We start from the raw sequence: 22,776 nt of genomic DNA on the forward strand, positions 1-22,776 counted from the left end.
TGCCGTCCCCGTCTCACACCAGCATGGAGAAGGGATTTTCCACGTAGCTCTTGAAGGCGGTGAGCAGCTCGGCGCCCAGCGCGCCGTCCATCACCCGGTGGTCGCAGGTGATGGTGGCGGTCATCTGGGTGACGACCTTGATCTCGCCGCCGCGCACCACCGCCCGCTGCTCCGACGCGCCGATGGCGATGATGGAGGACTGGGGCGCGTTGATGATGGCGACGAAGTCGCGGATGCCCATCATGCCGAGATTGGAGATGGACGTGCTGCCGCCGGAATATTCGTCCGGCTTCAGCTTCTTGGTGCGGGCGCGGGCGGCAAGGTCGCGCATCTCGGCCGAGATGGCGGAGATGGTCTTCTGCTCGGCCTTCTTCACGATGGGCGCATAGAGCCCGCCATCGATGGCCACCGCCACGCCGATGTCGGAATGCTTCATGCGCAGGATGCGGTCCTCGGCCCACACCGCATTGGCGGAGGGCACCTTCTGGAGCGCCAGCGCCATGGCCTTGATGATGAAGTCGTTCACGGAGACGCGGAAGGCGGGCTTGCCGTCCTTGTCCTTGTGCGCGGAGGCGTTCACCGTCTCGCGCAGCGCCATGAGCGCGTCCAGGTCGCAATCCACCGAGAGATAGAAGGTGGGCGTGACCTGCTCGCTCTCCACGAGGCGGCGCGCGATGGTCTTGCGCATGCCGTCGAGCTGCACTTCCTCGTAGCTGCCGGGCTCGTAGAGCGCCTTGACCTGATCGGCACCGGGCGCCGTGGCCACCGTCGCCTTGGGCGCGGGGGCCGCAGTTGCAGGCGCGGGCGCGGCGGCCGGAGCCGCGGCAGAGGCCGCCGGCTTCGCGCCGGGCTGGGCGCCGTCCACGTCGCGGGCGACGATGCGGCCATGGGGGCCGGAGCCGGACAGAGCGGCGAGATCGACGCCCTTCTCCTTGGCGATGCGGCGGGCGAGCGGCGAGGCGAACACCCGGCCACCCTCCCCGTTCGCCACGGGCGCGGGAGCGGCGGCAGGCGCCGGGGCCGCAGCGGGAACGGGCGCGGCCGGAGCAGAGACAGGCGCGGGCGCCGGGGCTGCGGCAGCGGGAGCAGCGGCGGGCTTGCCGCCTGCTCCGGCGGCAGCCGCCTTCACGTCTTCGCCCTCACCGGCCAGAATCGCGATGATCTGGTTCACCGGCACGTCGGACGTGCCTTCCGGCACAACGATCTTGGCGAGCACGCCTTCGTCCACGGCCTCCACTTCCATGGTGGCCTTATCGGTCTCGATCTCGGCGAGCACATCGCCGGACTTCACCGTGTCGCCTTCCTTCTTGAGCCATTTGGCGAGGTTGCCCTTCTCCATGGTGGGAGACAGGGCAGGCATCAGGATCTCGATGGGCATTGGTCTCGTCCCTCAGCGATAGGTCACGGCCTTGACCGCCTCGATCACATCGGCGACCGAAGGCAGGGCGAGCTTCTCCAGATTGGCGGCATACGGCATGGGCACGTCCTTGCCGGTGACGCGCAGCACGGGGGCGTCGAGATAGTCGAACGCCTTCTCCATGAGCTGGGCGACGATCTCGGCGCCGACGCCCGACTGGGGCCAGCCCTCCTCCACCGTCACGCAACGGCCGGTCTTCTTCACGCTCTCGATGATGGCGGGAACGTCCATGGGGCGGATGGTGCGCAGGTCGATGACCTCCGCCTCAATGCCCTGCTTGGCCAGTTCGTCGGCCGCCTTCAGCGCGTAGGTCATGCCGATGGACCAGGAGACCAGTGTCACGTCCTTGCCCGAGCGGGCGATGCGCGCCTTGCCGATGGGCAGCACGTAATCGTCCAGCTTCGGCACCTCGAAGGAGTGGCCGTAGAGGATTTCGTTCTCAAGGAAGATAATGGGGTTGGGATCGCGGATCGCCGCCTTCAGCAGGCCCTTGGCATCCGCCGCGCTGTAGGGCGCGATGACCTTAAGGCCGGGAATGTGGCTGTACCAGGAGGCATAGTCCTGGCTGTGCTGGGCCCCCACGCGCGCCGCAGCGCCGTTGGGACCGCGGAACACGATGGAGCAATGCACCTGGCCGCCGGACATGTAGAGGGTCTTGGCGGCGGAATTGATGATCTGGTCGATCGCCTGCATGGCGAAGTTGAAGGTCATGAATTCCACGATGGGCTTCAGGCCCGCCATGGCGGCGCCGACGCCCAGGCCCGCGAAGCCGTGCTCGGTGATGGGCGTATCCACCACGCGCTTAGGGCCGAACTCCTGCAGCAGCCCCTGGGTGATCTTGTAGGCGCCCTGATATTCGGCCACTTCCTCGCCCATGACGAAGACGTCGCCGTCGCGGCGCATTTCCTCGGCCATGGCGTCGCGCAGGGCCTCGCGGACGGTCATGGTGACGAATTCGGTCCCGGCCGGCACGTCCGGATCGGGCTGGACCGCGACCACCGGCGGGGCGGCGACGGCGGACGGGGCGGGCGTCTGCGGCGCGGCGGGAGCTGCGACGGCGGGCGGCGCGCTCTCGGCGGCCTTCTGCTGGGGCGCAGGCGCGGCGTTGGCGTCCTCGCCCTCGGCCAGGATAACGGCGATGGGCGTGTTCACGGCCACGTCCTGCGTGCCCTCGGGCACCAGGATCTTGCCGAGGATGCCCTCGTCCACGGCCTCCACTTCCATGGTGGCCTTGTCGGTCTCGATCTCGGCGATGATGTCGCCGGACTTCACCGTGTCGCCTACCTTCTTCACCCACTTGGCAAGGTTGCCCTTCTCCATGGTGGGCGAGAGGGCCGGCATGAGAATGTCGATGGGCATGGCTGTCAGCTCTGGCTCGGCGCGGTGAGGTCCGCAGACGCGGCCTTTCCCGGGCGCTCATGTGTGAGATTGGTGTAGGCGGAGGCCGCGGCGACCGCGACCATCAGGGAAGCGATGACGGCGATCTGGGCCTTGCCCGCGCGCCGCCCGTGGGCATTGGCCGGATCCTGCCGTCCGCGCGCGGCGAACGGCCAGAAGAGAAGGAAACCGCGACGCACGGGGCCGAGCGCGCCGAGACCTTCCTCGGCGCGCGTGCCCTCATAGACGGCTACCCCCCAGCTCCCCACGAAGATCGCGAGGGCGAGGAAGACGACGAGGAGACTGATGCTGGCCATTGGGTTCCCCCGCTCGGGATGCCCGGGAAACCGCCGCGCCTAGCGCAGCACGTCCGTGTAAAGCTCGGACACGTCCGGCTCGGGATCGTGGCTCGCGAAATCCGCCGCCTCGTTGACGATGTCGCGGATTTCCGCGTCGATCTTCTTGAGGTCCTCTTCGGTCGCAAGCTTGCCCTCCAGCAGGCGCGCACGCACCTGCTCGATGGGGTCGTGCTCCGTCCGCATCTTCTGGACCTCCTCCTTCGACCGGTACTTGGCCGGATCGGACATGGAGTGGCCGCGATAGCGGTAGGTCTGCATTTCGAGGATGTAAGGGCCCTTGCCGGAACGGGCGAATTCCAGCGCCCGCTCGCCGGCCGCCCGCACCGCGCGCACATCCATGCCATCCACCTGCTCGCCGGGGATGTTGAAGGAGGTGCCACGCTTGGAGAAGTCCGTCTGCGCCGAGGCGCGGGTGACGGCGGTGCCCATGGCGTACTTGTTGTTCTCGATCACATACACGACGGGCAGCTTCCACAGCTCCGCCATGTTGAAGCTCTCATAGACCTGGCCCTGATTGGCCGCGCCGTCGCCGAAATAGGTGACGGAGACCGCGCCATTGTCGCGATAATGGTTCGCGAAGCCGAGGCCGGTGCCGAGCGACACCTGGGCGCCCACGATGCCGTGGCCGCCGAAGAACTGCTTCTCGATGCTGAACATGTGCATCGAGCCGCCCTTGCCCTTGGAATAGCCGCCGCGCCGGCCGGTCAGCTCGGCCATGACGCCCTTCGACTCCATGCCCGTGGAGAGCATATGGCCGTGGTCGCGATAGCCGGTGATCACCTGGTCGCCGGGCTTCATGGCCATCTGCATGCCCACCACCACGGCCTCCTGGCCGATATAGAGGTGGCAGAAGCCGCCGATGAGGCCCATGCCATACATCTGGCCGGCCTTCTCCTCGAAACGGCGGATCAGCAGCATCTCGCGATAGGCGGCGAGTTCCTGGTCCTTGGAGAAGGCAGGTACCTCTCCGGGTACCGCTTCCTTGGGGGCTGCGGTTTTGGCGGGGGATCGTCTGGTGGCCATCGTCGTCCTCAGGATAACGCTCGTACCTCGCCCAAAGCTCTAGCGCACCTGAAACGCGCCTCAAAGCGCGAAATGCGCTCTGCTGCACCGCAACATGCTGTAAATGCTTGATTTTACTTCAATGAACCCAATATCAGTTCATAAAACACATGAACTCAATGTCGGTTCATTTATTCTGTTTCAGCAGCACGATGTCCTTCGTGTGGACGAAATCGAGCTGCCGACGGCCCTGCTCGTCGAGCAGATCCGGGTCCAGGCGCTGGGCATTGAGCAGGGACACTTTGTGCTCCAGCGCGTGCCGCGTCGCCTTCAGCTTCCCCAACTCCGCTTCCAGCTGCGCGGCGTCCTGAGCATAGCTGCGCTTGGCGACAAGGCCGTGATTGCCGCTGTATCCGTGATAGGCGAAATAGCCGATGGCGCCCCCGGCGACGGCATAGAGCGCAACGGCGGTGAGGATGGAGCGAAGGCGCGAACGGGTCTGCATGCGCTTCTTCTTACACCGCCCGCGGTTGCCAGCGGGTTAAGCGCGGCAGGCAATCACATTGCACTGATGCAAAACATCTTTGCGAAGCACCGGCTCGCCATTTGCGGCGACGCATGAGAAACAGGGGCATCATTTTTGATGCCCGCCGTGTCGCGGGCGTCCCAATGGCAAGGCCACGAAGGAGCCGCACCATGAGCACCCCTGTTATCGCCATCGTCTATCATTCCGGCTACGGCCACACGAAGGTGGTGGCGGAAGCCGTCCTCTCCGGCATTCAGGACGTCGCGGGCGTCGAGGGCAAGCTGGTTTCCGTGGACGAGGTCGATGCCCATTGGGAGGCGCTGGACGGCACCGAGGCCATCATCTTCGGTGCGCCCATCTATATGGGCAACCTCTCCGCCGGCTTCGCGACCTTCGCGGAGAAAAGCTCCAAGCGCTGGATGGAGATGAAGTGGAAGGACAAGCTGGCCGCCGGCTTCGTGAATTCCGGCTCCCAGAACGGCGACAAGCTCCAGGGCCTGCACGCCATGTTCAACCTTTCCCAGCAGCACGGCATGGTCTGGGTCGGCCTCGGCCTGCACCCGGGCAACAACAATTCCAACGGCTCCGTCGAGGATCTCAACCGCCTCGGCAGCTTCGGCGGCGCGTTCGCGCAGTCGAACGTTGACCAGGGCCCGGACGCGACGCCGCCGGCCTCCGACAAGCGCACCGCCGCCCATCTGGGTCGCCGCGTGGCCGAGACCACCCTGCGTTGGGTGCGCGGCAAGGCCTGATCCGAGACGAATTCCGCCGGGTTTCCCCGGCCCCGGCGCGCGGCACGCCGCGCGCTCACATGATCTGAAGTGACGGATACGGGCCCGGCGCTCGGCCTTGCCCGGCGGCGTCACACCTTGCGCACGCGCCCCGCGCCGAAACGGCGCTTCACCAGGGCGACACGCTCGGGAAGGATGCGCAGCACCACATGGAGCGCGCCGTCGCTGTCGGCCCGCCGCTCCAGCACTTCCCCGTGCCGGTAGAGCCAGCCGATCCCCTCGCCGTCCTCGGTGGGCACGTTCACATGGAGCGTGATGCGCCCCACCGTGATGCGCCGCTCCACCACGGAGAGCAGGTCGTCCGTCCCATCCCCCGTGAGGGCCGAGACCAGCACCGGCCGCTCGCCGAGCGGCACACGCTCGGCGGAATTGGCGAGCGCGAGGCGCGCCTCGTCGGATAGGCGGTCGATCTTGTTCCAGACCTCCACCATGCGCCCGCCCTCTTCCACATCGATGCCCAGGTCCGTCAGCACGTCGCGCACGTCCTGCGCCTGAGCTTCCGTGTCTGGATGGGACATGTCCCGCACATGCAGGATCACGTCCGCCTCGATCACCTCTTCCAGTGTCGCGCGGAAGGCGGCGACAAGCTGGGTCGGCAGTTCCGAGATGAAGCCCACCGTATCGGACAGGATGACCCGCGTGCCGTGGGGCAGGTCCACGCTGCGCAAGGTAGGATCGAGCGTGGCGAACAGCAGGTCCTGCGCCGTGACATCCGCCCGCGTGAGGCGGTTGAACAAGGTGGACTTGCCGGCATTGGTGTAGCCCACCAGTGCCACCACGGGATAAGGCACGCGCTTGCGGCTGGTGCGATGCAAAGCGCGGGTGCGCTTCACCTGTTCCAGATCCCGCTCGATGCGCAAGATGCGCTCGCCGATGATCCGGCGGTCGGCCTCGATCTGCGTTTCGCCAGGGCCGCCAAGGAAGCCGAAGCCGCCGCGCTGGCGCTCCAGATGGGTCCAGGAGCGCACCAGGCGCGAGCGCTGGTAGGTGAGGTGCGCCAACTCCACTTGGAGGGCGCCTTCCTTCGTGCGGGCGCGCTGGCCGAAAATCTCCAGGATCAGCGCCGTACGGTCCACCACCTTAGTGGCCCACGCCTTTTCCAGGTTCCGCTGCTGCACAGGAGAGAGAGCGGCATCCACGAAGACGAGGCCGATCTCCAACTCCGTCACGATATGCGCGATCTCCTCCACCTTGCCCGCGCCGATATAAGTGGCGGGCTTGATGTCCGGCAGGCCGATGAGGGCGCGATGCACGACCTCAAGATCGATGGCGAGCGCAAGCCCCGCCGCCTCGTCGAGGCGTGCCTCGGGAGAGCGGCGCTCCTCGGCCCCACGGGCCGAGCGCTTGGTGAAATGGGGGGTGACGACGGCGCAGCGTGTGGGCGGGGCATGGCGTTCAACGCCACCTTTCCCCCCCGCGCCCGGTTCGCTGCGCGACGCGCGATCGACGCTCTTGCGCTCCACGCGGCGTTACGCCTTCTCCGCCTCGTCGGTCGGGTCGAACAGCTGCACGGGATGGCCCGGCATGATGGTCGAGATGGCGTGCTTGTAGACGAGTTGCGAATGCCCGTCCCGACGCAGGAGCACGCAAAAATTGTCGAACCAAGTCACGACGCCCTGGAGCTTGACCCCGTTCACAAGAAAGATGGTGAGGGGAGTTTTCGACTTGCGTACGTGGTTCAGGAATGTGTCCTGAAGATTTTGTGTGCGTTCCGCCGCCATTTTCGTATCCATTGTTTCGGCGTTGCCCCACCCTTTCCCCAAACGTCGCAACGCTGGAGGGGCGGGAATTAGCTGCCTAAAATGGCATAGCCGACGCGATAGGCAAGAATATTTTGCTGCGCAGCATTTTGCGCTGCAATGCGTCAGGCATCTGCTTCCGCGAAATCATGGAAACACGCTCGAAGGCCCATGGCCACAGGGCCGGGGCGCCCTTCGCCCACCTTCTGACCATCGATGGCAACCACCGGCAACACGATTCCCGATGCCGATGAGACGAATGCCTCACGCGCTGCCAGCGCCTCGGCGCGGGTGAAAGCGCGCTCCTCCACACGCAGCCCCAGATCCTCGGCCACGTCAAACAGCACGGTACGGGTGATTCCCCGCAGGATGCCCGCCTCAGCAGGACGGGTCACCAGAACCCCCTCGGCGGTGAGGATCCAGGCGTTGGTGGATGCCCCCTCCGTCACCCGCCCTTCGGAATCCACGAACCAAGCCTCGAACGCACCGTTCTCTCGCGCTTGCTGCTTGGCGAGAACATTGGGCAGGAGACCCACGGTCTTGATGTCCACCCGCTCCCATCGGTTGTCCGGCACGGTGATGACCTTCACCCCTGCCGCGGCCTTGGCGGCGCCGGCCTTCGGATCGGTCGCACGGGCGGTCACCACCACCGAGGGCGGCGTGTCGGCGGCAGGGAAGCCGTGGTCCCGCCGGGCGATGCCGCGCGTGACCTGGAGATAGACGAGGCCGGTGCGCACACGGTTGCGGCGTACGGTTTCCTTCATCACCACCAGCAGCGCCGCCCGTGCCATGGGAGACACGATACGCAGTTCGCGCAGGGAGCGGTCCAGCCGATCCAGGTGGCGCCGCGCATCGATGAGCCGCCCGCCGCGCACCTCGCACACTTCATAAACGCCGTCGGAGAACTGGAAGCCCCGGTCCTCGATATGAATTCCCGCGTCCGCATGGGGAAGGTAGCGGCCGTTCACATAGGCGATGCGCGACATGGCCCTCGATGACCTCAGGTGCGCCAGAAGGCGAGATGAATGAGCACGAATGCCCCCACGGTCTCGATCCGCCCGGCAATCATGGCGAAGGCGGCCCCGGCCACCGAGACCACCGGAAGGTTCGCGACAGGCGGCCAATCATGGCCGGATGCGTCATAGATCGGGCCGGCATTGGTCATGGCGGCAATGGCCCCGGTCAGCGCCGCCTCGAAGCTGGGGGCACCGAAGCCGAAGGCGACGGTCACCGCCGCGAGCGTGGCGAACAGCGCCACCGTGCCCACCCACACCCCGCGCATGGCCGAGCCGATGCCGCCCTCCCCTGTCCGGGACGGCTGGACGATATTGGGCGAGATCAGGCGGGCAAGATCCCCCCGGGCGCGCAGCAACATGGCACGCACCCGCAGGATCTTCAGGCCACCCGCCACAGAAAGCGCACCGCCGCCCACCAGCGTCACCGTCAGCACCAGCCCTTCGGGCAGATGGCGGAACGTGTCCGAGGCTCCCGGCAGGCCGGAGGTGGAAATGAGGGAGGCCGCCGTGAACAGCCCTTCGCCGATGGCGCCCATCACCTCCACGCCCGGTGCAAGGCGGAACAGGAGCACCGAGAACAGGAGGCCCAGGACCAGCCAATAGCCCAGCAGAATGAGGCTTTCAGGCTGCTCGGGCGCCGCATGGACGCGCCGGGTCACCAGGGCCCGGTGCCAGCGCACGCTGGTGGCGGCCCAGAGCAGGAAGGGCAGGAATAGCCAGCGCGCCGCGCCGCCCGCCTCCAGCACGTCCCGTGCCTCCGGCGGCAGATGGGCACCCGCAGATGTGGCGGCGCTGGCAAGGCAGAAGGCGGCATAGGGCTCCGCGCCCGCGAACAGCATGGCCAGGAAGGCAAGTCCCAACGCCCCGGCATAGATGGGCGCCACGTCCTTCAGCACGCCCGCCGTGTCCACCGCGTCGCGCTCGTCCAGCCGGTTGACCGCGCGGTCCGGCAGGCCCGCAATACCGGCCGGGGCCAGGATGGCGACGGCGGAAACGATGGTCAGAAGCCCCCCGCTCCATTGCAACAGGGCGAACCAGACGAACAGGCTGCGTGGGCCCGTGGGCACCTGCGTGAAGCCGGTGGTGGTGAAGGCGGACAGCGCCTCGAACCAGGCGGGCCCTAGCTCCAGGCGAGCCGCCACGGCGATGACCGGGGCGGCAACAGCGGGAATAAGGACCCAGAGCGCCGACAGAGCAGTGAAAACCTGGAACCGGCGGATCCGCCCCGCCAGCCCCGCGCTGGCGAAATACATGGCGCCCGCCAGAAAGGCGCATCCCATCGTGGTGGCGAGGAAGGCGGGGGCCAGCCCCTCCCCCCAGCGGGCGGAGACCAGCGCCGGGACAAGCGCCGCCACGCCCGTCCAGGCCAACGCCAGCGCGAGAAGGCGGACGACGGACGCCATGGGCGCTCAGAAGAATTCGAGGCTGACGCGGAACAACTGCTCCACGCGCTTGATGCGCTCGGCGAGCGCGAACAGCACCACGCGATCCTGGGCGCGAACCACCGTATCGCCGGTGGGCAGCAGAACCTCGCCATTGCGCACGATGGCGCCGATGCGCAGCCCGTCCATCACGTCGAGATCGCGCAGCGGGCGGCCCACCAGAGGCGAGGTCTCCAGCGCTTCCGCCTCGATCACCTCACCCGTCCCATCCAGCAGCGCATGCACCCGGTGGATGCGGCCGCGCCGCACATGCTGGAGGATCTTGGAGACCGTGATCTGGCGGGGGTTCACATGGGCATCGATGCCCAGCCCCTGGGCGAAGGCGGCATAGCCCTGCTCGTTCACCAGCGAGAGGATGCGCCGCGCGCCCAGTTGCTTGGCGAGAAGGCAGGAGAGGATGTTGATGCGGTCGTCATTGGTGAGCGACAGCATGGTGTCGGCGTCCGAGACCCCCGCCTCGTCCAATATATCCCGCGCCAACGCATCGCCGTGAAGCACCACGGTGCGCTGGAGGGTTTCCGCGATGGCCTGAGCCCGGTCGCGGGACGCTTCGATGATCTTCACCTTGGCGGCGGCGTTCCGCTGCTCCAGCTCATGGGCCACATAGGTGCCGATATTGCCGCCGCCCGCGATGACGATACGCTGGCCGGGAATCTCGTCATGGCCGAAAATGGAGAGGGTGCGCTTCACCTGATTGGCCGCCGCGACGAAATACGCAACGTCGCCCACCTGGATCTGGTCCGAGCTCTTGAGCACCACCGGCTTGCCGCCGCGCAGCACCGAGACCACCGTGGCGCGCAGATCGGGGAAAAGCTGGGTGAGTTCACGCAACGGCGTGCCCGCCACCGGGCATTCCTCGCCGCATGCCACGCCCGCCACCACCACGGCCCCGTCGGCGAAGGTCACCGTGTCCACGGCGCCCGGCAGCGACAGGCGGCGCAGCACCGTCTCGCCCACCTCCACTTCGGGGGAGATCACCACATCCACCGGCAGGTGATCGCGCGAGAGCATCTCGCGCCATTCCGGCTGCAGATAGGTCTGCGCACGGATGCGGGCCACCTTGGTGGGCACGTTGAACAGCGAGTGGCCCACCTGGCAGGCGACCATGTTCACTTCGTCCGACAGCGTCACGGCGATGAGCATGTCCGCCTGCTCGGCGCCTGCACGCGCTAGCACGTCAGGATGGGAGCCGTGCCCCACGACGCCGCGCACGTCCAGTTGCTCGGTGGCCACCTGGATGCGGCGCGGATCGGCATCGACGATGGACACGTCATTCTGCTCACCGGCGAGGCGTTCGGCAATGCCGAACCCCACCTGCCCCGCTCCGCAGATCACGACCTTCATGGATGATTCCCCCAGTGGGCCGCAGAGTAGTTCACCGGCCGGGCCCGGGCAAACGAGGGCGAGCGCCTACCCGACGCCGAGCGCCTTGAGCTTGCGGTGCAGCGCGGAGCGTTCCATGCCCACGAACTCGGCGGTGCGCGAAATGTTGCCGCCGAAGCGGTTGATCTGCGCGGCGAGATATTCCCGCTCGAACACCTCGCGCGCCTCGCGCAAAGGCAGGCCCATGAGGTGTTCGCCCCCATTGCCGGTGGGCAGGTTCGGCACCAGGGCGCCCACATCCGGCGGCAGCATGGACGCCGTGACGATGGCCTCCGGGTCGCCGCCCGCCAGGATGAGCACCCGCTCCACATTGTTGCGGAGCTGGCGGACATTGCCCGGCCAGTCATGGGACTGGAGCACCGCCATGGCGTCGTCGGCGATGCGTCGGCGCGGCAGGCCCGTGGTCTGGGAGATCAGCTCGATGAAGAAGTCCACCAGTTCGGGAATGTCCTCCCGCCGCTCCGCCAGAGGCGGCACGCGGATCGGCACCACCGAGAGGCGGTGATAGAGGTCCTCGCGGAACCGCCCCTTGGCGATCTCCTCCTCCAGGTTGCGCCCGGTGGAGGAGATGATGCGCACGTCCACATTCACCTTCTCGCTGCCGCCGATGCGGGTGAAGGTCTGCTCCACCAGCACGCGCAGCACCCGGTTCTGGGTCTCGCGGGGCATGTCCGCGATCTCGTCCAGGAACAGGCTTCCCCCGTGGGCTTCCTCCAGGGCGCCTCGGCGCGGCTCACGCCCTTCGCCCGGCTCCACGCCGAACAGTTCGTACTCCAGCCGCTCCGGCGTGATGGCAGCCGCGTTGATCACCACGAACGGCCCCTGCGCCCGGCCGGACGCGGCATGGATCATGCGCGCCGTCAGTTCCTTGCCGCAGCCCGAGGGGCCGATGATGAGGATGCGCGAATTGGTGGGGCCCACCCGCTCCACGGTGGCGCGCAATTGCTGGATGGCGCTGGAGCGGCCCACCAGCTTGTGCGGGGTGTGCTGCTTCAGTTCCTTCACCTCGCGGCGCAGGCGCAGCGTCTCCAATGCGCGCTGGGCGATCAGCAGCAGGCGGTCGGCGTTGAACGGCTTCTCCACGAAGTCGTAGGCACCGCGCTTGATGGCAGCCACCGCGGTCTCGATATTGCCATGGCCGGAAATCATCACCACCGGCACGTCCGGATGCTCGGACTTGATGAGGTCCAGCAATTCCAGGCCGTCCAGGCGGCTGCCTTCGAGCCAGATGTCCAGGAAGATGAGGTTCGGCCGACGCGCGGCGATTGCGGCGAGCGCGGTGTCCGCATCGCGGGCCGTACGGGCGCTGTAGCCTTCGTCCTCCAGGATGCCGGCCACGAGATCGCGGATGTCGGCCTCGTCGTCGACGATGAGAATGTCATGGGCCATGGGGTCAGGCTCCCTGCGCGGCCGCGTCGGCAACGGGGCCGTCCGCGCGCAGTTTCAGGCGGATCCAGGCGCCGCGCCCGTCCGGCGAATCGTTCAACTCGATCCCTCCCCCGTGTTCCTCCATGATCTTCCCCACAATGGCGAGGCCGAGGCCCGTGCCCTTCTCGCGCGTGGTCACGTAGGGCTCCAGGAGCCGGGCGCGGTTTTCCTGGGGAAGGCCAAGTCCGTTGTCGATCACGTCCACCACCAAATAGTCACCGGAGCGCTCCGCCCGGATGCGGATGAGCCCCTTGCCGCGTTGCTCCGCCGGAATGGCCTCAATGGCCTCGGCGGCATTCTTCAGGATGTTGGTCAAGGCTTGGGAAACGAGGCGGCGGTCGAACCGCGCCGGGAGGGAAGCGGGCATCTCCGCCTCGAACGTGACCTCAGGATGGCCGACCCGCATGAGGAAGACGCTTTGCCGCAGCGTCTCGGCCAGATCCAGGCTGTCCACCACGGGCTTGGGCATGCGCGCGAAGGAGGAGAACTCGTCCACCATGCGGCCGATATCGCCCACCTGGCGGATGATGGTGTCCGTGCACTGGTCGAACACGTCCCGGTCCTGGGTGATGTGCTTGCCGTATTTGCGCTTCAGGCGCTCGGCGGACAGCTGGATGGGGGTCAGCGGGTTTTTGATCTCATGGGCGATGCGCCGCGCCACGTCCGCCCAGGCGGAGGTGCGCTGGGCCTGGATGAGGGCGGTGATGTCGTCCAGCGTCACCACCCAGCCGTGCTCTGCCTCGCTCGCCTGCTCGGTGGTGACGCGCACGGCGAACACCCGGTCCTTGCCCTCCCGCGTGAGGGTGATGTTCCCCTGGATCACCCGCTGGCGGGAACCCTCCGCCTCGCCCAGCAGGCCCGCCGTCTCGGGCAATACGTCGGTGAGCAGACTGCCCAGGACGTCCGCCTCCCGCACGCCCAGCAGGGATTCGGCCGAGCGGTTGAGGATGGTGACGCGGGCATGGGGATCGAGGCCGATCACACCCGCGCCCACGCCCGCCAGCACCGCCTCCGTGAAGCGGCGGCGGCTGTCGATCTGGGCACTGGCCTGCAGCAGGTCGGTGCGCTGGGCGCGCAGCTCGGAGGTCATCTTGTTGAAAGTCTCGCCGAGCGCAGCCAGATCCCCCTCCGAGCGATAGATGGGCACCTGCACGTCGAGATTGCCGTCCGCCACATGGGTGGCGGCGGAGATCAGGCGGCGGATGGGCGCCACCAGCCATTTGGAGAAATTGATGCCGAGCCAGACGGCGGACAACAGCACGATGAGCGTGATGACCGCATACATGAGCGCGAAGGCCACCTGCACGCCGAAGCGCCGCTGCTCCAGGCTTTCATAGTCCGCCAGCGTCTCCCGCGTGGTCTTCAGATAGCCGATGACACGCGGGTCGATGGGCCGGGCCACGTAGAGGTAGAGGTCGTCATAATCCTTCAGCTTCACTAGCGCGCCCACGAAGTCCGCATCGTTGGGCAGGTAGATGATGGGCTGCTCGGTGGTGGCGTCGTCGATGGCGATATTGGCGGGCACCACATATTCGCGGCCCGAATTCACCTGCGCCCGCTCCACCACGGACAGGTCCTTGTGGATGAGGAGGGAGCCCGGAAGGTTGCGCAGCGCCGCCTGGGCGGTCAGCACCTGCCGGAAGCGCTCCGGGTCGTTCTCATACATGGGCTTCAACCGGGTGAGGTCGGCGCTCATGGCCAGCACGTCGCCCCGGATGTTCAGCGCATGCTCGCGCACATAGGTCTGCGCCACCTGCACCGCGCTCGCCACGATCTCGCGGGTGCGGATGGAGAACCAGCGGTCGAGCCCACGATCCAGCGTCAGGCTCGCCACCACCGCCACCAGGATGGCTGGCACCACCGCGACGATGGCGAACAGGCCGACGATGCGCACATGAAGCCGCGCCGCCGCCCGGCCCCGCGCCCGCGCACGGGCGATGCGCCAGACCTCGCGGCCGACCATGGTGGAGAGCACGATGACGGCGAACGCATTGCCCGCCAGCAGGCCGATGACCACTTCATGGGTGGGCACCACCGGCGTGAGGCCCATGAGAATCAGGAACGTGACCAGCGCCGAGACGAGGGCCAGGATCACCATGAGCGGCGCGAACCAGCCCAGCGTCCCGAAGCGCCCGACCATGGCGGACCCGCCGCCGTCCGATCCCTCCACGCCCGTCACGTTCATATCCCCGCCCGGTCCCGCCGGAGGAGGCGCATTGAAAATGCCGGTTTCCGCTTGCGCCGCCTGAAGCCAGTCAAAGTCGGTCTCCCGTTCCGCCATCCGCCAACTGATGCAGTGGAACGACACTGGTGCAAAAATGTGACAGACGGAATGGAGAAGTTTGCCGACGGGCGCTTCCGAGCCCGCCGCCCACAGAAGATCGCGCACGGCGCACGCAGGTTCCGCCTTTTGGCTAACCTATTCTTACAATTATGGATCGTGCCCGCTTGGCCTCAGTGGAACCAGTCGCCGAGCAGCGTCGCCTGATCCACCGGCATGGGGCGGCCGAGAAGGAAGCCCTGAGCATAATCGCAGCCCGCCGCCCGCACGAGGTCGAGCGCGCCGGACGTTTCCACTCCTTCCGCGACGACCGTCATGCCCAAGGTGTGGGCCAGTTCCACCAGAACCTGAACGATGCGGTGGCTGCGCTGGTCCTTTTCCAGATCGAGGACGAAGGAGCGGTCCATCTTGATGGCGTCCGCCGGCAGGCCCTGCAGATAGCTGAGGCTCGAATAGCCGGTTCCGAAATCGTCGATGGCGATGCCGCATCCCATGTTTCGCAGGTCCTGCAGCATGCGTCCGGCCAAAGTGGGGTGCGAGAGGATGGCACTTTCCGTCAGCTCGAAGCAGATCTGGGCGCCCGGCAGTTGGTTGCGTTCCAGGATCCGGGCGATGCGGGTGACGAGGTCGGGAGCCGAGAGCTGGGTGGCGGACAGATTCACCGAGACATAGCGCGGCGGAAGGCCCCTCTCCCGGCGATGCCTGTTCCATTGGGCGCAGGCCCGCGAGGCCTTGTCGAGGATCTCCTCCCCGAGGCGGTCCGCAAGGCCGACCGTCTCCGCCAGCGGGATGAAGTCGGAAGGGGGCACCGTGTCGTGGATCGGATGGCGCCAGCGCGCGAGCGCCTCGAAGCCGGCGATGCGGCCGGAGCCGATGTCGCGAATGGGCTGGAAGACCGGAAACAGCGCGTCCGAGCGCTGGAGCAGCACCTCGCGCAGGCTGTTTTCCAAATCGAGCTGGTGCTGATGCCGGGCACGCAGGGATTCGCTGAACATGCGCGCGCGGAGCCCCTCCCAGCGCGAGGCCAGTTCCGCATCACGCAGCAGGGTGTCCACCGCGCCCTCCCCCTTGGCGATGCCGATCCGGCCTTGCACATAGAAGCGCCGCCCCTCGGTCTCCACCGGCGCCTGGATCGCCTCCGCGATCAGCCCGCCCACCTGCTTCATGGTCTCCTCGCAGGGAACCACGGCCGCGAACTCGCTTTCGCCGGTGCGGGCCAGATGGGTGCCGGGCGGCATGAGGCCCTCCAGGCGCCGCGTCAGTGCCCGGAGGATGGGATCGACAAACACGTCGCCGAGGCTGGCGGAGAGCAAAGCGAGGTCCGGCAGCCGCAGCACCACAGCCCCGCGCAGGTTCTGTCCGGGGTCGGACAGCGTGCGCCGCAGGAGGCCGGCGCGATTCGGCAGACCTGTCACGGCATCCTCGAAGGCGAGGCGCTCCAGCGCCGCCTGCGACGCCACCCGATCTGAAATGTCGCGCAGATAGGCGGTGAACAGGCGGCGGGCACCGGCCCGGATTTCCGTGACGGTCAGCTCCAGCGGAAACACTTCGCCATCCGCACGCCGCCCCTGTGTCTCCACCCGCTGCCCCAGCAGCCGCGGGCTTCCGCCGGCGAGATAGGCTTCGAGGCCGTCGCGATGGGAATGCTGGTGTTGGGACGGGATCACCGTATCGCCGAGCGAGCGTCCGATCACGTCGGATCGCCGCAGGCCGAACATGCTTTCGGCCGCCGGATTGAACTCGATGATCAGGCCGGCCTCGTCGATGGAAATGATGCCGTCGAGCGCGGTGGTGAGCATGACGGTGCGGGAGGCTTCCACCACCTGCAGTTCCGCCCGCGACCATGTTTCGAAATGCGCCATCACCCGGGCGATGGCCTGGAGCGCCGCGCGCTCCGCCTCTGACCAGACATGGGTCCGGTCCGGCAGGCTGACGCACAGGTGCCCCCACCAGCGCCCGTCCACCATTACCGGAATGGTGAGGAAGCGGATGATCCCGTTCGTCCGGAAATAGGTCCCGAGATAGCCGGGCAGGTCATCCCCGATCCCTTCGATCATCTCGCCCCGTGTGCGGCGCTCGGCCCACTCGCGCTGGGTGGCGTCGGCCTGAGCCGGGCGGACCGAGGGGTGGACCGTATCGGTAAGTAGAGCGAGACCCGGGCGGGCCCAGTCCATGCGGCAGGAGACGGCAAGCCCCGCATCGCAGGCCTCGTGCACGCGGAACAGCGCGACCCGGTCATAGCCGCGCGCATCGGCAAGCGCTGCGAACAGAGGCGGAAGGGCGTCTATCCATTCGCGGCGCGTGCCGATGTCCTCAATGAAGACATTGAGGACCCGCAGCAAATATTCAGGCCAGTCTCCCTCGGCGGCCACAACCAGACCTCGCAAGTCTCCCGAATGCGATTATGCCTGTGCCCACGAAATCGGCAATCTCAAGCGAGGCCGTTATAACACTAACGATTTGTACGGATCACCTGGATGTCGAGGTCGCGGATCTTCTTGCGGAGCGTATTCCGATTCAGGCCAAGTAATTCAGCCGCCTTGATTTGGTTCCCCCGCGTCGCGGCCAGAGCGGCCGACAGGAGGGGATATTCCACGTCCCTGAGGATGCGGTGATAGAGGCCGGGTGGGGGAAGGTCCTCGCCGAAGCCGCCGAAATACGCATTGAGATGGCGCTCCACCGAGGCCCCGAGGGTGGCATCGGCGGGTCCGTCCTCGGAGAGGGAGTTCGGCGCGGGCTCGGACAGCTCCGCCTCGATGATGCCCAGCGAGATGATGTCCTGGGGATAGAGCGCCGCGAGGCGCCGCACCAGATTCTCAAGCTCGCGCACATTGCCCGGCCAGCGATAGCGCTTCAGGCGGTCGAGGGCCGCCGCGTCGATCTGCTTGGCGGGCAGCCCTTCCCGCTCCGCCTGGAGGAAGAAGTGGCGCACCAGATCCGGCACATCCTCCGCCCGCTCGCGCAGCGGCGGCAGCCGCAGGGGCACCACGTTGAGGCGGAAGAACAGGTCCTCGCGGAACAGACCCTGCTGGATGAGGGTGCGCAGATCCTTGTTGGTGGCGGCGATGATGCGCACGTCGGTCTTGATGGGCGTGCGCCCGCCCACCGTCGTGTATTCGCCCTGCTGCAGCACGCGCAGGAGGCGGGTCTGCGCCTCCATGGGCATGTCGCCGATCTCATCCAGGAACAGCGTGCCGCCCTCGGCCTGCTCGAAGCGACCGGGATTGCGGGTGGTGGCGCCGGTGAAGGAGCCCTTCTCGTGGCCGAACAGCTCGCTCTCGATGAGGTCGCGCGGGATGGCGGCCATGTTGATGGCGACGAACGGGCCGGAGCGGCGCTTGCCGTAATCATGCAGCGCGCGGGCCACCAGTTCCTTCCCGGTGCCGCTCTCACCCGCGATCATCACGGTGAGGTCGGTCTGCATGAGGCGGGCGAGCAGGCGGTAGATTTCCTGCATGGCGGGCGAGCGGCCCACCAGCGGGATATTGTCCTGCTCATCGCCGCCATGCCCGCGTATATCCGCCTTCTTCGGCTCCGCGAGGGCGCGGCCGACGATGGAGATCAGCTCCTTCAGGTCGAAGGGCTTGGGCAGATATTCATAGGCGCCGCGCTCGGAGGCGCGGATGGCGGTCATGAACGTGTTCTGCGCGCTCATGACGATGACCGGCAGATCCGGCCGCGCCTTCTTGATACGGGGCAGGAGGTCGAAGGCGTTCTCGTCGGGCATCACCACGTCGGTGATCACGAGATCGCCATCCCCCTGGCTGACCCATCGCCACAAGGTGGCCGCGTTGCCGCAGGAACGCACCTCATAGCCCGCCCGGGACAGGGCTTGGTTGAGCACGGTGCGGATGGCTGCGTCGTCGTCAGCGACCAGGATGCTTCCTGTCGGCATGGATCCCTCAGTTGTCTTCGGCAGAGGCGCGCTTGCCGCGATACATGGGCAGGAGCACCCGGAAGGTGGTTCGACGGGGCTGGCTGTCGCATTCAACGATGCCGCCGTGGTCCCCGATGATCTTCGCGACCAATGCAAGGCCGAGGCCAGTTCCGGTCGGCTTGGTGGTGACAAACGGATCGAACAGGTGGGGCAGCAGGTCCTCCGGCACGCCCTTACCGTTGTCCTTCACGCAGAATTCCAGCGGCAGGCTGACCCGGCTCGTGGTGCCCGGAACGGTGAGCCGCACGCCGGGGCGGAAGGCCGTGGTGAGTTGGATTTCCCCGTCGCCGTCGCCGTCTATCGCTTCCGCCGCATTCTTCACCAGATTGAGGAACACCTGGATGAGCTGGTCGCGATTGGCGAAGACCGGCGGCAGGGAGGGATCGTATTCCTCCACGAAGCGCACATGGCGCGCGAAGCCCGAAGCCGCCAGCGTGCGCACATGCTCCAGAACGGCATGGATGTTCACCGGCTCGCGCTCCACGGGGCGCTCGTCGGAGAACACCTCCATGCGGTCCACCAGCTTCACGATCCGGTCCGCCTCGTCGCAGATGAGCCGGGTGAGCGCCCGGTCCTCGTCCCCGGCAGACTGTTCCAGCAATTGCGCCGCACCGCGGATGCCCGACAGAGGGTTCTTGATCTCGTGGGCCAGCATGGAAGCCAAGGCGCTCACCGACCGGGCGGCGCCGCGATGGGTGAGCTGGCGGTCCATCTTGTCGGCGATGGTGCGCTCCTGGAGCATCACCACCACATGGCCCGGCCGTTCCGCCACCGGCGCCACATGAATGTCCACGGTGCGCTCGCCGCCATTACGGGGCGTGCCGAGGTCCACCCGGTATTCGTTGACCGGCGCGCCCCGCGCGCGCACCTGATCGATCAGGCCCAGGAGCGGGGTGCCGAAGGGCACGAATTCCGCGAAGGCGCGCCGGCGCAGGACCGGCAGGCTCACCTCGAAAAACGCTTCGGCCGCCACATTGGCATCCACGATCTGGCCGGTATCGGACAGCGTCAGCACCGGATGGGGCACCGCATCCAGAATGGCGCGGGACAGATTCGCCTCCGGCTCGGGACGCCGCTTCGTGTCCGCCTTCATGCTGCGGCCCTCCAATTGAGTTCGTCGAACGCCGCCCGAATCCCCGTCCGGACCGCCTCCGGTTCCTCGCACGTCAGCAGCCGCGCGCGCCAGGAGGACGGCCATCCAGCGGGCGCGGCGGCCTCCTGAGCGGCGGCCTCCAGCGTCCAGCCCACATGCTTGCGCGCCTGCCGCACGCCCATCTCCGTCCCGTAGAGGGAGAGCCAGCCGTCATACAATTCCAGCAGCATGTCGCGCTGCGCATCGAGGCTCGGCGAGGCGGGCATGTGGCCGGTGGCGAGGAAGCGCGCCACATGGCCCGGAAACCATGGCCGCCCTTGGGCGCCGCGCCCGATCATGACGCCGGCCGCACCGGAAGCGGCCAGCATGGCGGGCGCATCCTGTGCGTCGGTCAGGTCGCCATTGGCCACCACGGGAAGGGACACCGCCTGCGTGACCGCGCGGATGGCCGCCCAGTCGGCCTGCCCCTTGTAGAACTGGCAGCGGGTGCGGCCGTGCACCGTCACCAAAGCGAGGCCGGCTTTCTCCGCGAGCGTAGCGAGGATGGGCGCCGTAGGGGCGCCCTCCTCCCAGCCGAGGCGGGTCTTCACGGTCACCGGCAGGCGAACGGCGGCGCGTACCGCCTCCAGGATGCGGGCCGCCAGGGGCAGGTCGCGCAGCAAGGCGGCCCCGGCGGCGCCCGTGGTCACGCGCTTGGCGGGGCAGCCCATATTGATGTCGATGATGTCCGCGCCCTCGGCCTCGGCCATGCGCGCGGCTTCGGCCATCCAGTGCGGATCGTTGCCCGCAAGCTGCACCGCATGGAGCGGCGCGCCCGCGCGCTCGGCCCGCAGGGTCATTTCCGCATGCCCGCTCAGGAGAGCCTCGCTCGCCACCATCTCGGACACGACGAGCCCCGCCCCATGCCGCACGGCCATGCGCCGCACGGGCGCATCGGTGATGCCGGCCATGGGCGCGAGAAGCACCGGATTGTCCAGTGCGTGCGGGCCGATGCGAAGCGGCGGGAGGGAAGACGCGGTATTATCCTGCACAGAAATTAGGCCACCCATGATCTGCCTACATTCTAGACATTCGTTCTGACCGCGCAAGGGCAGTGTGATCGATCGCTAATCGCGCTATTCCGGCACGCTGAAAGGTGCGCCACCAGCCCTTCCGGAAGCCCTCTCGGCGCCCGCAGCACCTTGCCCCTTGCGGCGGGCGCGCGCCCGCGCTTCAAGGACCGGGAAACAAGGGTGGACCCGTGACGATGCTGTGTGCGGCAATCGTGGTGGCAGCAGGGCGCGGAAGCCGCGCCGGTGGTGCTCTGCCAAAACAATATCATAGTGTCGGCGGGCAGAGCGTTTTGCGTCGCACCCTCGCGGCCCTGTGCGCCCATCCGGGCATCGCGGCGGTCCAGGTGGTGTTTCATCCCGACGACGCGGCCCTCTATGAGGCGGCATGCGCGGGCCTGGCCAAGCTGCGCCCACCCGTGGCCGGCGGCGCCGATCGCCAGGCATCCGTGCAAGCGGGCCTGGAAGCGCTGGCGGATCTGGCGCCGGACATCGTGCTGGTGCACGACGCCGCCCGCCCCTTCGTCTCCCAGGCGCTTATAGCGCGGGCCATTGCGGCGGGTGCCGAGCACGGCGCCGCGATTCCCGGCCTGCCGGTGACCGATACGGTGAAAAGCGTGGACGACGCGGGCCTTGTTTCCGGCACGCCGGACAGGGCCGGTCTGCGGGCCGTGCAGACCCCCCAGGCGTTCAGCTATGACAATCTGCGCGCGGCCCATGCGGCAGCGCTCGCGGCGGGCCGCATGGGCCTGACGGACGACGCCGCAGTGATGGAATCGGCCGGCCACAATGTGCAGGTCTTTGAAGGCGAGGCGCAGAACGTGAAGCTCACCCATCCCGCCGACCTCGCGCGCGCCGATGCCGCGCTCACGCCCCGGCTCGACGATGTCCGCATGGGAACGGGCTTCGACGTCCACGCCTTCGGCCCCGGCGACCATGTGATGCTCGGCGGCCTCGCCATCCCCTTCTCGCAAGGGCTGGATGGGCATTCGGATGCCGATGTGGGCCTGCACGCCCTCACCGACGCCATTCTCGGCGCCCTGTGCGACGGGGATATCGGCGCGCATTTCCCGCCCAGCGACCCGCAATGGAAGGGCGCCACCTCCGACCGCTTCCTCGCCTTCGCGGCGGAGCGGGTACGGGCACGCGGCGGCGTCATCGCCCATCTGGACCTGACCCTCATCTGCGAAGCCCCCAAGGTGGGGCCGCACCGGGACGCCATCCGCGCCTGCATCTCTGAGATCGTCGGGCTTCCCGTGAGCCGCATCAGCGTGAAGGCGACCACCACCGAGCGCCTCGGCTTCACGGGGCGGCGCGAAGGCATCGCCGCCATGGCCTCCGCCACCATCCGCCTGCCCGAGGAAACGCTGCCCGAGGAGACCGAGACGCCATGATCGACCCGACGCTTTACGCCCAGGCCGAAACCGTTCTCGCCCACTGCCGGACGGCCGGCCTCACCATCGCCACGGCCGAATCCTGCACCGGCGGCCTCGTGGCCGGCGCGCTCACCGCCATACCAGGCTCGTCCGACGTGGTGGATCGTGGGTTCGTCACCTATTCGAATGCGGCGAAGACGGCCATGCTGGGCGTGTCGGAGGCGACGCTCGCCACCTATGGCGCGGTCAGCGAACAGACCGCGCGGGAAATGGCACTCGGCGCGCTTGCAGCGGCCCGAACCGGCCTTGCCGTCTCCATCACCGGCGTCGCCGGCCCGGGCGGGGGATCGCTGGAAAAGCCCGTGGGCCTCGTGCATTTCGCCTGCGCGCGCAGCGACGGGCAACTGGTGGGCCGGGAGATGCGCTTCGGCCCGCTGGAGCGCGACGAGATCCGCCGCAAGTCGGTGGGCGTGGCGCTGGAGATGCTGGAAGAGTTGGCCAGGCCGATCTGAAGCTTAGCCAAGGATGCAGCGGCACCCAGGCACCAACTCTGGGCTGCT

19 protein-coding genes are annotated in these 22,776 nt (G+C 67.6%); 3 read left to right on the top strand and 16 right to left on the bottom strand.

Annotation, left to right across the window (positions count from 1 at the left end):
* Window positions 1-13: 13 nt before the first annotated feature.
* From EJJ38_RS09410 to EJJ38_RS09430, 5 genes are all read right to left on the bottom strand, one after another.
* Entirely contained in the window at window positions 14-1,378 is a 1,365-nt protein-coding gene (locus tag EJJ38_RS09410) for a pyruvate dehydrogenase complex dihydrolipoamide acetyltransferase (protein WP_127089808.1), read from the bottom strand.
* 12 nt (window positions 1,379-1,390) lie between these two features.
* Window positions 1,391-2,776 carry a pyruvate dehydrogenase complex E1 component subunit beta gene (locus EJJ38_RS09415; protein ID WP_127089809.1) on the bottom strand — a complete coding sequence of 462 codons (1,386 nt, stop codon included), beginning with the start codon at window positions 2,774-2,776 and terminating at the stop codon, window positions 1,391-1,393.
* 5 nt (window positions 2,777-2,781) lie between these two features.
* Window positions 2,782-3,111, bottom strand: coding sequence for a hypothetical protein (locus EJJ38_RS09420; RefSeq protein ID WP_127089810.1), 330 nt, complete (start codon window positions 3,109-3,111; stop codon window positions 2,782-2,784).
* Window positions 3,112-3,150: 39 nt separating this feature from the next.
* Window positions 3,151-4,176 (bottom strand): pyruvate dehydrogenase (acetyl-transferring) E1 component subunit alpha, encoded by a 1,026-nt coding sequence (gene pdhA / locus EJJ38_RS09425; protein WP_127089811.1) that lies wholly within the window; start codon window positions 4,174-4,176, stop codon window positions 3,151-3,153.
* 166 nt (window positions 4,177-4,342) lie between these two features.
* Window positions 4,343-4,660 carry an FtsB family cell division protein gene (locus tag EJJ38_RS09430; protein ID WP_127089812.1) on the bottom strand — a complete coding sequence of 106 codons (318 nt, stop codon included), beginning with the start codon at window positions 4,658-4,660 and terminating at the stop codon, window positions 4,343-4,345.
* A 191-nt stretch (window positions 4,661-4,851) separates the two neighbouring features.
* Here EJJ38_RS09430 and EJJ38_RS09435 point away from each other — a divergent pair, with 191 nt between their 5' ends.
* Window positions 4,852-5,433: a flavodoxin family protein gene (locus EJJ38_RS09435; protein WP_127089813.1), complete on the top strand. Its 582-nt coding sequence runs from the start codon at window positions 4,852-4,854 to the stop codon at window positions 5,431-5,433.
* A 110-nt stretch (window positions 5,434-5,543) separates the two neighbouring features.
* Here EJJ38_RS09435 and hflX read toward each other — a convergent pair whose 3' ends face one another.
* The 11 genes from hflX to dusB form a co-directional block, all read right to left on the bottom strand.
* Window positions 5,544-6,935 (bottom strand): GTPase HflX, encoded by a 1,392-nt coding sequence (gene hflX, locus EJJ38_RS09440; RefSeq protein ID WP_127089814.1) that lies wholly within the window; start codon window positions 6,933-6,935, stop codon window positions 5,544-5,546.
* Window positions 6,936-6,941: 6 nt separating this feature from the next.
* Window positions 6,942-7,193 (bottom strand): RNA chaperone Hfq, encoded by a 252-nt coding sequence (gene hfq, locus EJJ38_RS09445; protein WP_127089815.1) that lies wholly within the window; start codon window positions 7,191-7,193, stop codon window positions 6,942-6,944.
* A gap of 143 nt (window positions 7,194-7,336) precedes the next feature.
* Complete coding sequence (locus EJJ38_RS09450) at window positions 7,337-8,197, bottom strand: D-amino-acid transaminase (protein ID WP_127089816.1); 861 nt, start codon at window positions 8,195-8,197, stop codon at window positions 7,337-7,339.
* 14 nt (window positions 8,198-8,211) lie between these two features.
* Window positions 8,212-9,630: a TrkH family potassium uptake protein gene (locus EJJ38_RS09455; RefSeq protein ID WP_127089817.1), complete on the bottom strand. Its 1,419-nt coding sequence runs from the start codon at window positions 9,628-9,630 to the stop codon at window positions 8,212-8,214.
* Window positions 9,631-9,636: 6 nt separating this feature from the next.
* A complete protein-coding gene (gene trkA, locus EJJ38_RS09460; RefSeq protein WP_127089818.1) occupies window positions 9,637-11,013 on the bottom strand; it encodes a Trk system potassium transporter TrkA in 1,377 nt (458 codons plus the stop codon).
* Window positions 11,014-11,079: 66 nt separating this feature from the next.
* Window positions 11,080-12,441 (bottom strand): nitrogen assimilation response regulator NtrX, encoded by a 1,362-nt coding sequence (gene ntrX / locus EJJ38_RS09465; protein WP_127089819.1) that lies wholly within the window; start codon window positions 12,439-12,441, stop codon window positions 11,080-11,082.
* A gap of 4 nt (window positions 12,442-12,445) precedes the next feature.
* Window positions 12,446-14,665 (bottom strand): sensor histidine kinase NtrY-like, encoded by a 2,220-nt coding sequence (locus EJJ38_RS09470; protein ID WP_127089820.1) that lies wholly within the window; start codon window positions 14,663-14,665, stop codon window positions 12,446-12,448.
* 269 nt (window positions 14,666-14,934) lie between these two features.
* The gene (locus EJJ38_RS09475) at window positions 14,935-17,148 is read right to left on the bottom strand and encodes a putative bifunctional diguanylate cyclase/phosphodiesterase (protein WP_127089821.1); all 2,214 of its coding nucleotides are present in this window, start codon (window positions 17,146-17,148) and stop codon (window positions 14,935-14,937) included.
* A 65-nt stretch (window positions 17,149-17,213) separates the two neighbouring features.
* Window positions 17,214-18,656 carry a nitrogen regulation protein NR(I) gene (ntrC, locus tag EJJ38_RS09480; RefSeq protein WP_127089822.1) on the bottom strand — a complete coding sequence of 481 codons (1,443 nt, stop codon included), beginning with the start codon at window positions 18,654-18,656 and terminating at the stop codon, window positions 17,214-17,216.
* Between the two features lie 7 nt (window positions 18,657-18,663).
* The gene (locus EJJ38_RS09485; RefSeq protein ID WP_127089823.1) at window positions 18,664-19,791 is read right to left on the bottom strand and encodes a two-component system sensor histidine kinase NtrB; all 1,128 of its coding nucleotides are present in this window, start codon (window positions 19,789-19,791) and stop codon (window positions 18,664-18,666) included.
* Window positions 19,788-20,840, bottom strand: coding sequence for a tRNA dihydrouridine synthase DusB (gene dusB / locus EJJ38_RS09490; RefSeq protein WP_127089824.1), 1,053 nt, complete (start codon window positions 20,838-20,840; stop codon window positions 19,788-19,790). Before dusB ends, EJJ38_RS09485 begins: the two co-directional genes overlap by 4 nt.
* A 197-nt stretch (window positions 20,841-21,037) precedes the next feature.
* On the opposite strand from dusB, the gene EJJ38_RS09495 reads away from it, so the two are divergent.
* Window positions 21,038-22,234 carry a bifunctional 2-C-methyl-D-erythritol 4-phosphate cytidylyltransferase/2-C-methyl-D-erythritol 2,4-cyclodiphosphate synthase gene (locus EJJ38_RS09495; RefSeq protein ID WP_127089825.1) on the top strand — a complete coding sequence of 399 codons (1,197 nt, stop codon included), beginning with the start codon at window positions 21,038-21,040 and terminating at the stop codon, window positions 22,232-22,234.
* Window positions 22,231-22,728, top strand: a complete 498-nt coding sequence (locus EJJ38_RS09500; RefSeq protein ID WP_127089826.1) for a CinA family protein — start codon at window positions 22,231-22,233, stop codon at window positions 22,726-22,728. Before EJJ38_RS09495 ends, EJJ38_RS09500 begins: the two co-directional genes overlap by 4 nt.
* Window positions 22,729-22,776: the final 48 nt, after the last annotated feature.

This window comes from Aquabacter cavernae, from assembly GCF_003993795.1.
Taxonomy (GTDB): Bacteria; Pseudomonadota; Alphaproteobacteria; order Rhizobiales; family Xanthobacteraceae; genus Aquabacter; species Aquabacter cavernae.

Excerpts from the sequence above, each read along its gene's own strand:
- EJJ38_RS09410 (WP_127089808.1), bottom strand. The coding sequence starts at position 1,378 with ATGCCCATCGAGATCCTGATGCCTGCCCTGTCTCCCACCATGGAGAAG.
- EJJ38_RS09415 (WP_127089809.1), bottom strand. The coding sequence starts at position 2,776 with ATGCCCATCGACATTCTCATGCCGGCCCTCTCGCCCACCATGGAGAAG.
- EJJ38_RS09420 (WP_127089810.1), bottom strand. The coding sequence starts at position 3,111 with ATGGCCAGCATCAGTCTCCTCGTCGTCTTCCTCGCCCTCGCGATCTTC.
- pdhA (WP_127089811.1), bottom strand. The coding sequence starts at position 4,176 with ATGGCCACCAGACGATCCCCCGCCAAAACCGCAGCCCCCAAGGAAGCG.
- EJJ38_RS09430 (WP_127089812.1), bottom strand. The coding sequence starts at position 4,660 with ATGCAGACCCGTTCGCGCCTTCGCTCCATCCTCACCGCCGTTGCGCTC.
- EJJ38_RS09435 (WP_127089813.1), top strand. The coding sequence starts at position 4,852 with ATGAGCACCCCTGTTATCGCCATCGTCTATCATTCCGGCTACGGCCAC.
- hfq (WP_127089815.1), bottom strand. The coding sequence starts at position 7,193 with ATGGCGGCGGAACGCACACAAAATCTTCAGGACACATTCCTGAACCAC.
- EJJ38_RS09450 (WP_127089816.1), bottom strand. The coding sequence starts at position 8,197 with ATGTCGCGCATCGCCTATGTGAACGGCCGCTACCTTCCCCATGCGGAC.
- EJJ38_RS09455 (WP_127089817.1), bottom strand. The coding sequence starts at position 9,630 with ATGGCGTCCGTCGTCCGCCTTCTCGCGCTGGCGTTGGCCTGGACGGGC.
- trkA (WP_127089818.1), bottom strand. The coding sequence starts at position 11,013 with ATGAAGGTCGTGATCTGCGGAGCGGGGCAGGTGGGGTTCGGCATTGCC.
- ntrX (WP_127089819.1), bottom strand. The coding sequence starts at position 12,441 with ATGGCCCATGACATTCTCATCGTCGACGACGAGGCCGACATCCGCGAT.
- EJJ38_RS09470 (WP_127089820.1), bottom strand. The coding sequence starts at position 14,665 with ATGAACGTGACGGGCGTGGAGGGATCGGACGGCGGCGGGTCCGCCATG.
- ntrC (WP_127089822.1), bottom strand. The coding sequence starts at position 18,656 with ATGCCGACAGGAAGCATCCTGGTCGCTGACGACGACGCAGCCATCCGC.
- EJJ38_RS09485 (WP_127089823.1), bottom strand. The coding sequence starts at position 19,791 with ATGAAGGCGGACACGAAGCGGCGTCCCGAGCCGGAGGCGAATCTGTCC.
- dusB (WP_127089824.1), bottom strand. The coding sequence starts at position 20,840 with ATGGGTGGCCTAATTTCTGTGCAGGATAATACCGCGTCTTCCCTCCCG.
- EJJ38_RS09495 (WP_127089825.1), top strand. The coding sequence starts at position 21,038 with ATGCTGTGTGCGGCAATCGTGGTGGCAGCAGGGCGCGGAAGCCGCGCC.
- EJJ38_RS09500 (WP_127089826.1), top strand. The coding sequence starts at position 22,231 with ATGATCGACCCGACGCTTTACGCCCAGGCCGAAACCGTTCTCGCCCAC.